We start from the raw sequence: 13,754 nt of genomic DNA, 5'->3' as shown, positions 1-13,754 counted from the left end.
TTCCTTTCTGCGCAGAGACACCGTGGCCACCTCAACGAACTCCAGCCGCCGCCCCTGGTATGTCACGCTTCTGGCCTTGCTGTTTCTGGGCATCAACGGCGGTCTTCTCATCGACCGAGGCTTGCCCACGCTGTGGCTGGCGCTGACCCGCGAGGGCACGGTCTATATGGTCCTGCTGGTGGTCATGCTCAATGCCGTCTGGCTGGCCAACGCCGTTGCGTCGGTGGGCTTGCTGCGTCGCGCCGCCTGGGCGCGCACGCTCCTGGTGGCCGGGATGTTCGCCTTGTGGCTGGTGACGTCTGCCGACATGCCGGACCCGTCGGTAGGCAAGATCGCCTTGCGTGGCTTCATCTATGCGCTGGTGCTCGTGCCGCTGTTCACTGCCAGGGCGAATGCCTATCTTCGGGGGCAGAAGCCTGCGGCGGCAGCGTAATGCCGTGCCGGCCCTTGTCAGGCATCGCCAGCTAGCCTCCATCGATCCGTTTGATCGCAAGTCGTAGCGCCTGAGCCGGCCGCAAGGTGACATTGAGCACCGGACGCGGCGGCGGCGCATCCTCGCAGACGGAAAACTCAAAGCGTTGCAACATCAGGGCGGCGAGCAGGCCCATTTCCGTCATGGCGAGATGCTGGCCGAGGCATACGCGCGGGCCAGCGCCGAAAGGAAAGTAGGCGCCACGCGGTATCTCCGGCGCTTGTTTGGCAAATCGCTCGGGTTGAAAGCGCTGCGGATCGGGGAAGCGGCGCGCATCAGCCTGGATGGCCTGCACCGGGATCATGAACAGCGTGCGCGGCGCAAAGGTCCAGCTGCCCAGGCGGAGGGGGCGTGTCGTGCGGCGACTCATCAGCATCGGCGCGGCGGGGTAAAGGCGCATGGTTTCCTTGAGCGTCTGCGACAGGTATCCGGCGTTCTGCAGCGCATCGACGCTTGGCGTGTCAGGGCCCAGCGCCAGGCGGACGTCTTCGCGGGCGCGGCTTTGCGCTTGCGGATTGGCGGCCATGCACCATGCCCACCATGTCAGGGTTGCCGCGGTGGTTTCGTGGCCAGCGAGAAACAGGGTCATGCATTCGGCGCGCACGTCGCGCAGTGAGGACGCCGAAAGGTCCGGCTGGCAAGTCAGCAGGCGGCTCAGCAGATCAGGCGGCCAGGCGTCTCGGGCGATGGCCAGGCGCGCTTGCACCTGCCGCTCGATCATCGTCTGCAAAAGCAATCGGGCTCGCCGCTGCCGGCGTTTCCATGGCAGCCAGTCCGGCAGGCTGGCCGCCGCATAGAACGCCGCGTGGGTGGTTGCGCTGGTGATGCGGACCGCTTCTTCGATCGCGCCGGCATCTTCCTCGTGGCTGCCTGAGAACACCATCTGGAGAATGACCTCCATGGTCATCTCCGCAAGGCGGCTTTCGATGGGCCAGCGTGCGTCCTCTTGCGGCCATCGGGCCAGCGATTGCGCGGCGGTCGAAATGATCAGGGGCGCGAAGGCCTGTACTGCTTTGGGCGAGAAGCCCGGATTCAAGGCCTGCCGGCGGCTGCGCCAGGCGTCGCCTTCCGTGGTAAGTACGCTTTGCCCGTGGATCTGCGCAAATGCGCGCACGCCACGCTCCCAACGGATCAGCGCGTCATGATGTTCAAGCAGCAGTTCGCGCGCCAGTTGCGGGTCGCAGAGCACCACGACGTGTTCCGGCCAAAGGCGTAGATGCACTACGTCGCCATGGCGTTGCTGCCAGGCCGCCAGCGCGCCGGGCAGGTCACGCGCCATGGGGCCAAGCAGGCGCCATCCCGCTAGGCCGGGTCGCGGGCCGGGAGGCCAGCCACCCGGCCCGGCATCGGCAGCCGGGGCGCGCGCGGGGGCGCGACGGTGTACAGGGCAGGGGGGCATGAGCGTGGAATCCGTGTAACGTTTGCCAGATTCTGCCGCGTGACGCCGCCATTTTCTTGAACCCAAACGACATCGTTCCGCACCCTATACTGCTTTTCCATGAGCCTTGCTTCCCCCTGCCTGAATTGCCCCGATCCGTGGGCCCGTGCGCCACTGGCCGGGCAGGGCGGACAGCGGCCGCGTGCACGGTTGCTGTTGCCGCCTGCGGGGCTGAGGGGGGCGGTTGCGGCGCTCGTCATGCGTGACACGCGCGGGTTTGTCTTGAGCGATGCGCAGAGGCTGACGCACCTGCCTGCCACTGCGCTGGTTAGCCTTGCGTGGTTCGAGGGGGGCGACCCGGGACGGATCATCGTCAACGATCAGGGCGCTGCGTGGCAGCGCCATGGTGCTGGCATGATGCTGTCGGGCAGCCATGCGCACCCGACGGTCAGCTGGGCGCAGGGCAGCGGCCGCGCCGGGATGATCTGCTTTCATGCACAGGCCGCCCAAACTCTGTTTCAGCTGGATCTGAGCGCGATCCGGGATGCCAGCGTCGATGCGCACGCCACGCTGGGCGATGGCTGGCGCGACTGTCTCGACGCACTGGCCGCCGCGCAGACGGATGAAGCGCTTCAGCTGGCGCTGGAGCAGCACGTGCTGCCGCGCTGGCAGCGTGTGGCGGATCACGGCAGGCCGGCGCAGTCGTTGCGCGCAGCGGGCCGCGAGTGGGTCGACAGGCTGGCCTGGCTGGCGCGTGATTGGCGTCGCACCCACAGCCCGCGTCACGTCGAGCGGCGCATCAAGGCCTACAGCGGGCGCTCATTGCGAGAATGGCAGTCGCTGGTCAGAACCGAAGCGCTGTTTTTTGCCGCGCGCGAGCAGTTCGCTGCGCGCGGCACGCTCGATTGGGCGGCGATGGCTCATGATGAGGGGTTCGCCGACCAGGCTCACCTGAGCCGGGCCGTGAAGCGCATCACCGGCTTTGCGCCCGCGGAGTTCGCCCGGCGCTTTGCGCAGGATGAGTCGTTCTGGCTGTATCGCCTGTGGGTGTAGAAGACCCCGTGCGGCGGGTCTGTGCCTGCCACACAGGTGCACGCCTCAGTCCCAGAGCGGCGCCAGGCCTTCTGGATCGACCTCGCGGCCGTTGCGCTCCAGCGTGGCGATCGAGGCCATGTCGTCGGCGTCCAGTTTCAAATCGCGCGCCAGCAGATTGCTGGCCAGGTTCTCGCGCTTGGTCGAGGAGGGAATGACGGCATAACCCAGTTGCAGGGCCCAGGCCAGCGCGACCTGGGCCACGGTGGCGCCATGCTTGGCGGCGATGCCGGTCAGCAGCGGATCCTTGAGGACCTTGCCATAGGCCAGCGTCATGTACGAGGTCACGGCAATGTCGTGCGCCTGGAGAAAGGCGGTGAGTTTTGCGTTCTGGAGATAGGGGCTCAGCTCGATCTGGTTGGTGGCGATCTCGCCCTGGCCCACGACGGCGATGGCCTGCCGGGTCAGTTCGATATTGAAATTCGAGATGCCGATCTGGCGGGTCAGGCCCTGTGCCTTGGCTTCGGCAAGCGCTTCCATGAATTCTGCCAGTGCCACGCCGTTGCCCGGTGCGGGCCAATGGATCAGCGTCAGGTCGACATAATCGGTGCGTAGTTTCTGCAGGCTCTCGCGCAGGCTGGGGGCCAGCCTGTCGCGGGCGTAGTTGTCGGTCCAGATCTTGGTGGTCAGGAAAAGCGCGTCACGCTCGATAGCGCTGGCGGCAATCGCCTGGCCGATTTCGGCCTCATTGCCATAGATCTGCGCGGTGTCGATGGCGCGGTAGCCGACATCCAGCGCGTTGCGCACAGAATCGATGGCGTCCTGGCCGGTCAGGCGGAAGGTGCCGACGCCGAAGGCGGGGATGGTACTCATGATGGAAGTCCTGAACAGAGAGAGGGGCATACGCAAACGCAACTGGTGGCGGCGTGTGCGTTTTTGATGCCTGTCAGTCTGCCCCCTTTGCTCTTGCCCGGTAAGGCCCTTATCGGGCAATCACTTTTGATGAAAAATCAAGAATCCGGGGGGCGTCTGGCCTTCGCAAGGGGCTGGGTGGCTTCAGGCGGATTCGTCCAGGCGCATGCCGATATGGGGGATGTCATCTTCCAGGTATTCCCCTGTGACCGCCACGAAACCGTGCTGCCCGTAGTAATGACGCAGATGGGCCTGCGCGCTCAGGTAGATCGGCGTGCCGGGCCAGTGCAGGCGGGCCTGCGCCATGGCCTGCTGGATGAGCGCGTGCCCCAGACCCTGGCCGCGCGCGCTGGGGGCCGTGATGACGCGACCGATCGCGACCTCGCCATCGCGGATGGCCGGATCGAGGATGCGGCAATAGGCGGCCAGCTGGCCGTCCCGCCAGCCCAGCAGATGGCGGGTAGCGCCCTGAAGATCCTGACCGTCGAGGTCCTGGTAGCAGCATTGCTGCTCGACCACGAAGACCTGCGCGCGCAGGCGCAGCAGGGCATAGAGTTCAGGGACGGTCAGTCCGGTATGGGGTTTGCAGATCCAGTCGGTCATGGCAGGCCAGCATCGGGAAAGATGACGGCCACAAGGGTAGCGCAGGCCGGCGGGCAAAGGCGCAAGCGGCATGACCCGTCTGCCAGGGCCGAGAAAACAAGAGGGCTGAAAACGCGCCGAAAAAACAAAAGGCCCCTGGAATTCCAGGGGCCTTTCAGAATCTGGCGGAGAGGGTGGGATTCGAACCCACGATACGCCTAAACGTATACCGGATTTCGAGTCCGGCGCATTCGACCACTCTGCCACCTCTCCGGGTGTAAGGCTTGCGCCTTGTGCAGTGCTTGCCAGAGGGCCTGCTACGGCGCCTTCTGGTTTCGCTGGCTTGTGGTCGCAAACCAGGAAAGACAGCGAGTATACCTGTAAATTCGTTTTGTGCAAATATTTTTGAAGCGCCCGCAGCCTGAACCTTGCTTGGCGGCAGGCGCCTGGCCGGCTTGCGCTGCGGCGCATGGGCGGGGCGGATACACTGCAAAGGTATCGCTTCAGTCCACAGGAGAGTGTTCATGCTCAAAGGTAAAGTCGCTGTCGTCACCGGTTCCACCAGCGGGATCGGCCTTGGGATTGCCCGCGCGTTCGCGCAGCAGGGCGCCAACGTGGTGATCAATGGCTTTGGTGACCCGGCTGAGATCGAGAAGGTGCGCGCCGAGCTGGCCGCGCTGCACAAAGTGCAGGTGCTGTATGACGGCGCGGATCTGTCCAAGGCAGAGGCGGTGCGTGCGCTGGTGGCCAACACCGTTCAGGCGCTCGGGCGCATCGATATCCTGGTCAACAACGCCGGTATCCAGCACACCGCGCTGATCGAGGATTTCCCGGTCGAGAAGTGGGATGCCGTGCTGGCCCTGAATCTGTCGGCGGTGTTCCATGGGACGGCCGCCGCGCTGCCGCACATGAAGAAGCAGGGCTGGGGGCGCATCATCAACATCGCCTCGGCCCACGGCCTGGTGGGCTCGGCCCAGAAGTCGGCTTATGTGGCGGCCAAGCATGGTGTCGTCGGCCTGACCAAGGTAACGGCGCTGGAGACGGCGGGCAGTGGCGTGACGGCCAATGCGATCTGCCCGGGATGGGTGCGCACGCCGCTGGTCGAGAAGCAGATCTCGGCGCTGGCCGAGCGCGATGGCGTTGACCAGGAGGCCGCGGCTCGCGAACTGTTGAGCGAGAAGCAGCCCTCGCTGCAATTCGTCACCCCTGAGCAATTGGGCGGCACGGCCGTGTTCCTGGCTTCGGAGGCGGCGGCGCAGATCACCGGCACGACGATTTCCGTGGATGGCGGCTGGACTGCCCGCTGATGAACAAGGATTGTGCACGTATGCTGTTTTTGCTTTCCCCCGCCAAGAAACTTGACTACGACTCGCCGTTGCCGGCTGTCGGCCATACGCAACCGCTGTTCGTGCCGCAGGCTGCCGCGCTCATCGATGTGCTCAAGACCAAGTCGGCCAGCGATATCGCCGCGCTGATGAGCCTGAGCCCGGCGCTGGCCGAGCTCAATGTCGGCCGCTATGCCGCCTGGACCCGGACCTTCACCCAGGACAACGCGCGTCAGGCCGTGCTGGCCTTCAATGGCGACGTCTACGAGGGCCTGGAGGCGCCGACGCTGTCGGTCGCCCAGCTCGAGTGGGCGCAGGAACACGTGGTCATCCTAAGTGGCCTGTACGGCGCCTTGCGGCCGCTGGATCTGATGCAGCCTTATCGCCTTGAAATGGGCACCCGTCTTCAGACGTCCAAGGGCCGCAATCTGTACGACTACTGGGGCTCGACCATTGCGGCCTACCTGAACGAGCGCCAGGAGGGCGAGGCCGCGCCGCTGGTCATCAACCTGGCCTCGGAAGAATATTTCAAGGCGGTTGACCTGAAGACCCTGAAGGCGCGCGTGGTGCAGTGCGTGTTCCAGGATTGGAAGAGCGGCGCCTGGAAAGTGATCAGCTTCCATGCCAAACGGGCGCGCGGCCTGATGGTGCGCTACGCCATCGAGAACAAGGTCGCGCGGGCCGAAGACCTGCGTGGCTTTGCCAGCGAAGGCTATGCCTTTGACGCCGCGGCGTCGAGCGAAGACAAGCTGGTGTTCCGGCGCAAGCAGGACTGAGCTCTCAGTCCCGAAGGGCGGCGGCTTGTCCGCCGCTTTTTTTTGTCTGTTTCCCGCCGCCGGGCCGAGTCCGGCGCTCAGGCCACGGCCTGCAGTTCCTGGCGGATCATGCCGCTGGCGCGCAGCATCTGCTTGATGGGGTAGGCCAGCCCGGCGGCCTCGCCCTGGGTGTCCATCGAGAAGGGCGGCAGCGCCGGTTCGGGCTGATCGGCCTGCAAGGCCTGCTCCATGCCTTCCAGGGCCTGTTGCACCGGCGCCGGTGTCTGCTCCATCGCAGCCAGCGTGGGCACGGTGGCGGTGATCTGGGAGGCCAGCACATGGTTCTGGATCAGCAGGTTGTTGAATTCCGGCACGTTGATCTGATGGTGCTGCGGCTCGCTCATCATGCGATAGAAGGCTTCCGCGTAGTTGCTGAAGGCGATGTGCACGTTCTTGCGCGCCAGGCGCAAGGCCACGTCGGCTTCGGTGACCTCGGCATTGCCGGCGTCGGCCTGCGCGCCGCCGTGGCGGCGCAGCACATCGATGTAGCGCATGCCGGCGCGCAGGTATTCGAGATTGGCGCGCGAGGCGGCGCGCGCCAGCGGGGCCATGTAGTTGGCCTCCCACCAGGGCAGCACATAGCTGCACAGCAGCGCCAGGATGCACCCGACCAGCGTGTCCAGCGCACGCTCGCCGATCACGCCCAGCGACACCGTGCCGGGCGCCACGAAGTGAAATACCAGCACCACGAACAAGGTGTTGAAAATGGCGCTGCCCATATAGTTGAGCTGCACCAGGCTGTTGCCCATGATGCAGGCGGTCAGCAGCACGGCGAACAACACCGCTGGCTTGTCGGTGATCATGAACAGCGCCAGCGCCAGCAGGCAGCCGATCAGGGTGCCCATCAGGCGCCAGCCGTTGCGCTGGCGGGTCATGGCAAAGCCAGGCTTCATGACGATGACGATGGTCAGCAGCACCCAGTAGCTGTGCGAGGCCATCTCGGCCGGCAGCAGGCTGCCGATCACACCCAACGCGATGGCGGCGGCCAGCGTCACGCGCAGCGCATAGCGGCAGTGCGGCGAATCCAGGCGCAGGTTGCTGGTCAGCATGCCCAGGCGGACCTCCTGGCGCGACATGAAGCGGGTGAGCGACTTGTCGATGCGCAGCGCGCTGGTGGGCTCCGCATCGTGCGGGGCCTGGCTGTGGTCGGCCAGCCGGTCGACCAGGCGGGCGGCGTTGCGCAGGCGCCGCAGCACCTGCACCAGCAGCGTGAGGATTTCCGGGTCGCGCTCGCTCAGGCCGGCTTGTTTCAGCTGTTCGATCTCGTACTCGATGGCGCGCAGTTCGGCCTTGGCGCTGCTGCGGTACTGCGTGGGCCTGCCGCGAGACAGGTCGAGCGCAATGCGGTTGAGCTCCATCGACATCTTGATCAGGGCGTCGCGCATGAAGATCAGGCAGTCATTGCCGGCCAGCGCGCGGCGCAGGCGCGCATAGTCGGTGTGGGTGGCCACCAGGGTGTCCAGCAGTTGCAGCATGTCGACGAACATGTTCCACAGCATGATGCGGTCGCTTTCGCGATAGCCCTTGCCGCGCGGCAGCGCACGCAGCACGAGGTCGCGTGCGGCTTGCTGGTTCTCGGTCATGAGCGACTGCCGTTGCATCAATGCGAGATAGGCATCGTCCAGGTCCGCCGTCTCGTCATAGAGCCGGGCACGCGAGGAAACGTAGTCCGCGGTCGAGAACAGGGCCACGGACAGCGCCTGGCGTTCCTCGCGCAGCCAGAACACGCGGCGGAAGGCGAAGCTGAAGAGCAGATAGAACAGCGATCCGCCCAGGGTGGCCAGCACATGCCACAGGACCTCGCCGGGGGCCATCGGCGAGTGCATGGTCAGCGTCATGAGCAGCAGGCAGGCAAAGCCGATCAGGCCGCCACGTTTGCCGAATACCGTGAACATCGAGAACAGAAAGCACTGTGCGATCACGACCAGCCACAGGATCAGCGGGTAGGTCGAGGCCAGGCCGGTGATGGCCACGGTGCCTGTGCCCAGCAGCGCGCCGCCGAGCATTTCGTTGTTGCGATGGCGCTGGGGGCCTGCGGGCTGATCGATGATGGCCAGGCACTGGGCGCCGAAGGTAGCCACCAGGCCCATGGCGTATTGCCCGAAAAGGCCGCCCAGAACCAGCACCGGCAGCAGCATGCCGACCGCCTGGCGCACGCCGCCAAAGAAATAATGGCTGTATAGGAAACGCCGGATATTGGCGATGCGGATGTCCATGGCGAAACGCGCAAAAGACCGTGATGAAGCAAGTATAGAGAGCGTCGGGCGGTTTGGGGGCCGGAACCTCTCGCTGCGGCGGTGTGCGGTGCAAAAGGGCGCCGGGCCTCGCTGCGGACGGCCCGCTTGGCTGGCCATGATGCAGGCGGGCAACAGCCCGATTTGCGGAGGATGCCGCAACGCGGTATAAATCTTCCTCTTGCGCCGGTCTGCTATCCGAATCCGGCGCGCGGGCGAGCAGGGCCCGGGCCACCTTCCGCGGCCTGCTGCGCCAGTTTTATCTGCTGTTGGCCGCGCCAAAAGCGTGTGTTGCCAAGGCTTCCGTTTCGACCTCGAGCACCCCCAGGGTGTTTGCACTGTGTCTCTGACGAGTCAGTGCCGGGTCGGCAAGGTGTCCGGGTGGCGTGGCTCCGTGAGCCTCAAAGCGCCGGATCATGTTGCCGCAGCCGGTATGGGTTCCGCCGCCGCCGTATCCGGGTGGCCGGCAGTCAGGGAATCAGCGCTGGTCTAAAAAGGAATGACAACATGGAACTCAATGGCGCCGATATTCTCGTGCGCTGCCTGGCCGATGAAGGCGTGGAACACGTTTTCGGCTATCCCGGCGGCGCCGTGCTGTATATCTACGACGCAATCTTCAAGCAAGACAAGTTTCAGCATATCCTGGTGCGCCACGAGCAGGCCGCCGTGCATGCTGCCGACGCCTATTCGCGTTCGTCGCAGAAGGTCGGCGTGTGCCTGGTGACCAGCGGCCCCGGCGTGACCAACGCCGTGACCGGCATCGCCACCGCCTACATGGATTCCATCCCGATGGTGATCCTGAGCGGGCAGGTGCCCACCGCCGCCATCGGCGAGGACGCCTTCCAGGAGTGCGACACCGTCGGCATCACGCGTCCCTGCGTCAAGCACAACTTCCTGGTGCGTGACGTCAAGGACCTGGCCGAAACCCTGCGCCGCGCGTTTTACATCGCGCGCACCGGCCGTCCCGGCCCGGTGTTGGTGGATATCCCCAAGGACATCACCATTGCGCAGTGCAAATACACGCCCAAGAAGGGCGAAATCAGCATGCGCTCGTATGCGCCGGTGACCAAGGGCCACCAGGGGCAGATCAAGAAAGCGGTGCAGATGCTGCTGTCGGCCGAGCGGCCGATGATCTACACGGGCGGCGGCGTGATCCTGTCGGAAGCCAGCGCCGAGCTGCGCCAGCTGGTCGACATGGTCGGCGCGCCCTGCACCAATACGCTGATGGGCCTGGGCGCTATGCCGGCCGACGATCCGCGTTTCGTCGGCATGCCGGGCATGCACGGCACCTACGAGGCCAATATGGCCATGCAGCACTGTGATGTGCTGCTGGCCATCGGCGCGCGCTTTGACGACCGGGTGATCGGCAATCCGAAGCACTTCGCCCAGAACGCGCGCAAGATCATCCACATCGATATCGACCCCTCGTCGATTTCCAAGCGTGTGCGCGTGGACGTGCCCATCGTGGGCAACGTCAAGGACGTGCTGACCGATCTGATCGCCCTCTATGACCAGGCGCGCCAGGACACCAAGCCGGCGTCGCAGGACAAGTGGTGGCAGCAGATCCAGGGTTGGCGCGGGCGCGAGTGCCTGAAGTACGCCCCTTCGGATGAGGTCATCAAGCCCCAGTTCGTGGTGGAAAAGCTCTGGGAAGTGACCGGAGGCGACGCCTTCGTCACCTCCGACGTGGGCCAGCACCAGATGTGGGCGGCGCAGTATTACAAGTTCGGCAATCCGCGGCGCTGGATCAACTCCGGCGGCCTGGGCACCATGGGGGTGGGGCTGCCCTACGCCATGGGCGTGCAGATGGCCAACCCCGGCAGCGATATCGCAGTGATCACGGGCGAAGCCTCGATCCAGATGAATATCCAGGAGCTGTCGACCTGCCAGCAGTATCGCCTGACGCCCAAGATCGTGTGCCTGAACAACCGCTTCCTGGGCATGGTGCGCCAGTGGCAGCAGATCGACTATGGTTCGCGTTATTCCGAGTCGTACATGGATTCGCTGCCCGACTTCGTTAAGCTGGCCGAAGCCTACGGCCATGTGGGCCTGCGCATCGATCGCCCGGCCGACGTCGAGCCGGCGCTGCGCGAAGCATTCAAGAAGCATAAGGACCGCCTGGTTTTCCTGGACTTCATCACCGACCGCACCGAGAACGTGTGGCCGATGGTCAAGGCAGGCCGCGGGCTGACCGAGATGCTGCTCGGTTCCGAGGATCTGTAAGGAGTCCAGCATGAAACACGTTATTTCTGTGCTGATGGAAAACGAGCCCGGCGCGCTGTCGCGCGTGGTGGGGCTGTTTTCCGCGCGCGGCTACAACATCGAGACGCTGACCGTGGCGCCCACCGAAGATGCGACCTTGTCGCGCCTGACGGTGGTCACGGTGGGTTCGGATGAAATCATCGAGCAGATCACCAAGCACCTGAACCGTCTGGTGGACGTGGTCAAGGTGGTCGACCTGACCGAAGGCGCGCACATCGAGCGTGAGCTGATGCTCATCAAGGTGCGTGCCGTCGGCAAGGAGCGCGACGAGGTCAAGCGCATGGCCGATATCTTCCGCGGCCGCATCATCGATGTCACCGACAAGTCGTATACGATCGAACTGACCGGCGATCAGGACAAGGTCCAGGCCTTTATCGAGGCGCTGGATCGCAGCGCGATTCTGGAGACCGTCCGTACCGGTGTTTCCGGCATCGGCCGTGGCGAGCGGATTCTCAAGCTCTGAGCGGCATACGCAGTACCCTACATTCTGAATTCAACAAATCCAAAATAAGCATCTGGAGCAATCATGAAAGTTTTCTACGACAAAGACTGCGACCTCTCCCTCGTCAAGGGCAAGACCGTTGCCATCATCGGTTACGGATCGCAGGGCCACGCCCATGCGCTGAACCTGCATGATTCGGGCGTGAAGGTCGTGGTCGGCCTGCGCAAGGGCGGCGCTTCCTGGGACAAGGCCGCCAACGCCGGCCTGGACGTCGCCGAAGTGGCCGAGGCCGTCAAGCGCGCCGACATCGTCATGATGTTGCTGCCCGACGAGAACATCGCCGCCGTGTACCGCGATTCCGTGCACGCCAACATCAAGGCCGGCGCTGCCCTGGCCTTCGCCCACGGCTTTAACGTGCACTACGGCCAGGTCGTGCCGCGCGACGATATCGACGTCATCATGATCGCCCCCAAGGCCCCGGGCCACACGGTGCGCTCGACCTACAGCCAGGGTGGCGGCGTGCCGCACCTGGTCGCTGTCTACCAGGACAAGTCGGGCGCTGCCCGTGATGTCGCCCTGTCGTACGCCAGCGCCAACGGCGGCGGCCGTGCCGGCATCATCGAGACCAACTTCCGCGAAGAAACCGAAACCGACCTGTTCGGCGAGCAGGCCGTGCTGTGCGGCGGCGCGGTCGAACTGATCAAGGCAGGTTTCGACACCCTGGTCGAGGCCGGCTACGCTCCGGAAATGGCCTATTTCGAGTGCCTGCACGAGCTGAAGCTGATCGTTGACCTGATCTACGAAGGCGGCATCGCCAACATGAACTACTCGATCTCGAACAACGCCGAGTTCGGCGAGTACGAGACCGGCCCGAAGATCGTGACCGACGAGACCCGCAAGGCCATGCGCCAGGCGCTGCTGGACATCCAGACCGGCGAATACGCCAAGCGCTTCATCCTGGAAAACCAGGCCGGCGCCCCGACCCTGACCTCGCGTCGTCGTATCAACGCCGAGTCGCAGATCGAAGTGGTCGGCGCCAAGCTGCGTGCCATGATGCCCTGGATCGCCGCCAACAAGCTGGTGGACAAGTCCAAGAACTAATGGACCGGCGTGCCCCGGCTGCGGCCGGGGCGTGCGGGGCCGCCTTCGGGCGGCCTTTGTTTTTTGTGCGGGCCCGTCCGGAACCGCAACCCCATGCAGATGGGTTAATCTTTCAGCTTACAAAGCCAGTGGAAGTCTCCCAACGCCATGCCCAATTTTTCCATGCGCGACCCTGAAAACAGACATCGCAGCATCTATCTGTTGCCCAACGCATTCACGACCGCCGCTCTGTTCGCCGGTTTCTACGCGGTCGTGCAGGCCATGAACGGCCGTTTCGAAACGGCTGCCATCGCTATTTTCGTGGCCATGGTGCTGGACGGCATGGATGGCCGCGTGGCGCGTCTGACCAATACCCAGTCGGCCTTCGGTGAGCAATATGACTCGCTCTCCGACATGACCTCGTTCGGCGTGGCGCCGGCCCTGGTCGCCTATGAGTGGGCGCTGCAGGATCTCGGGCGCTGGGGCTGGCTGGCGGCCTTCGTGTACGTGGCCGGGGCCGCCTTGCGCCTGGCCCGCTTCAATACCAACATCGCCGTGGTCGACAAGCGCTTCTTCCAGGGGCTGCCCAGTCCGGCCGCAGCTGCGCTGGTGGCGGGCCTGGTATGGCTCTCGGTCGACAACAAGCTGCCCATTCACGACAACGTGCTGGCCTGGGTGGCCTTCGTGCTGACCATGTACGCCGGCATCGCAATGGTTTCCAATGCGCCGTTCTACAGCGGCAAGAGTTTTGCGCTGGGCCGCAGCGTGCCTTTCTGGGGCATCCTGGTGGTGGTGGCGGTCTTCGTGTTCGTCTCCAGCGATCCCCCGGTGGTGCTGTTCGGCCTGTTCGTGCTGTACGGCCTGTCCGGCTGGGTCGTGATGGCATGGCGCTGGAACCGCGCCCGGCGCCTGCAGCAGGAGCGGCGCGGGGGGTGAGGGTGCCGTGGGTGTGCCCCCACGCTGGGTGTGGGAGCCCCCACGCTGCGCACGCTTGGCGTGCTTGCTGCCCCCCGAGGGGGCTGCCCCGCCTTGGGGCGGCCCGGCGGCGGGGCGGCTGTTTTTGCGTAGAGGTGCCCCACGTGTGGGTGTGCCCCCACGCTGCGCACGCTTGGCGTGCTTGCTGCCCCCCGAGGGGGCTGCCCCGCCTTGGGGCGGCCCGGCGGCGGGGCGGCTGTTCTTGCTTAGAGGTGCCCCACGCTGAGTGGGTATGCCCTCACGCG

The 13,754-nt window shown here is 65.0% G+C and carries 12 protein-coding genes and 1 tRNA gene; 8 read left to right on the top strand and 5 right to left on the bottom strand.

The window, feature by feature from the left end:
• Positions 1-22 precede the first annotated feature (22 nt).
• Positions 23-433, top strand: coding sequence for a hypothetical protein (locus A7V84_RS11300; RefSeq protein WP_127070883.1), 411 nt, complete (start codon positions 23-25; stop codon positions 431-433).
• Positions 434-464: 31 nt separating this feature from the next.
• On the opposite strand, the gene A7V84_RS11295 is transcribed toward A7V84_RS11300, so the two are convergent.
• Positions 465-1,871 (bottom strand): cytochrome P450, encoded by a 1,407-nt coding sequence (locus tag A7V84_RS11295; protein ID WP_082832908.1) that lies wholly within the window; start codon positions 1,869-1,871, stop codon positions 465-467.
• A gap of 237 nt (positions 1,872-2,108) precedes the next feature.
• On the opposite strand from A7V84_RS11295, the gene A7V84_RS11290 reads away from it, so the two are divergent.
• The gene (locus A7V84_RS11290) at positions 2,109-2,903 is read left to right on the top strand and encodes an AraC family transcriptional regulator (protein ID WP_231940119.1); all 795 of its coding nucleotides are present in this window, start codon (positions 2,109-2,111) and stop codon (positions 2,901-2,903) included.
• A gap of 45 nt (positions 2,904-2,948) precedes the next feature.
• Here the strand turns inward: A7V84_RS11290 and dkgB are convergent, their stop codons facing one another.
• The 3 genes from dkgB to A7V84_RS11275 all read right to left on the bottom strand — a co-directional run bounded on the left by dkgB (position 2,949) and on the right by A7V84_RS11275 (position 4,649).
• On the bottom strand, positions 2,949-3,755 hold the full coding sequence (gene dkgB, locus A7V84_RS11285) for a 2,5-didehydrogluconate reductase DkgB (protein ID WP_063491417.1): 807 nt from the start codon (positions 3,753-3,755) through the stop codon (positions 2,949-2,951).
• A gap of 183 nt (positions 3,756-3,938) precedes the next feature.
• Positions 3,939-4,397, bottom strand: coding sequence for a GNAT family N-acetyltransferase (locus A7V84_RS11280; protein ID WP_025516635.1), 459 nt, complete (start codon positions 4,395-4,397; stop codon positions 3,939-3,941).
• Between the two features lie 162 nt (positions 4,398-4,559).
• Positions 4,560-4,649: transfer RNA gene (locus A7V84_RS11275), tRNA-Ser, on the bottom strand.
• 251 nt (positions 4,650-4,900) lie between these two features.
• Between A7V84_RS11275 and A7V84_RS11270 the strand changes: the two genes are divergently transcribed.
• On the top strand, positions 4,901-5,683 hold the full coding sequence (locus A7V84_RS11270) for a 3-hydroxybutyrate dehydrogenase (protein ID WP_025516634.1): 783 nt from the start codon (positions 4,901-4,903) through the stop codon (positions 5,681-5,683).
• Positions 5,684-5,703: 20 nt separating this feature from the next.
• Entirely contained in the window at positions 5,704-6,477 is a 774-nt protein-coding gene (yaaA, locus tag A7V84_RS11265) for a peroxide stress protein YaaA (RefSeq protein ID WP_025516632.1), read from the top strand.
• Positions 6,478-6,554: 77 nt separating this feature from the next.
• Here the strand turns inward: yaaA and A7V84_RS11260 are convergent, their stop codons facing one another.
• Complete coding sequence (locus A7V84_RS11260; RefSeq protein ID WP_025516630.1) at positions 6,555-8,732, bottom strand: FUSC family protein; 2,178 nt, start codon at positions 8,730-8,732, stop codon at positions 6,555-6,557.
• A gap of 495 nt (positions 8,733-9,227) precedes the next feature.
• On the opposite strand from A7V84_RS11260, the gene A7V84_RS11255 reads away from it, so the two are divergent.
• From A7V84_RS11255 to pssA, 4 genes are all read left to right on the top strand, one after another.
• Positions 9,228-10,973, top strand: coding sequence for an acetolactate synthase 3 catalytic subunit (locus A7V84_RS11255; RefSeq protein WP_257792249.1), 1,746 nt, complete (start codon positions 9,228-9,230; stop codon positions 10,971-10,973).
• 10 nt (positions 10,974-10,983) lie between these two features.
• The gene (gene ilvN, locus A7V84_RS11250; RefSeq protein ID WP_025516626.1) at positions 10,984-11,475 is read left to right on the top strand and encodes an acetolactate synthase small subunit; all 492 of its coding nucleotides are present in this window, start codon (positions 10,984-10,986) and stop codon (positions 11,473-11,475) included.
• A 63-nt stretch (positions 11,476-11,538) separates the two neighbouring features.
• Entirely contained in the window at positions 11,539-12,555 is a 1,017-nt protein-coding gene (ilvC, locus tag A7V84_RS11245) for a ketol-acid reductoisomerase (protein WP_025516624.1), read from the top strand.
• Positions 12,556-12,702: 147 nt separating this feature from the next.
• Positions 12,703-13,470 (top strand): CDP-diacylglycerol--serine O-phosphatidyltransferase, encoded by a 768-nt coding sequence (pssA, locus tag A7V84_RS11240; RefSeq protein ID WP_025516622.1) that lies wholly within the window; start codon positions 12,703-12,705, stop codon positions 13,468-13,470.
• Positions 13,471-13,754: the final 284 nt, after the last annotated feature.

The sequence above is a fragment of the Bordetella trematum genome, from assembly GCF_900078335.1.
In the GTDB taxonomy this organism is placed as follows: domain Bacteria; phylum Pseudomonadota; class Gammaproteobacteria; order Burkholderiales; family Burkholderiaceae_B; genus Bordetella; species Bordetella trematum.
Note: the sequence above shows the minus strand (reverse complement) of the source record. Positions and strands in the feature narration are given on the sequence as shown.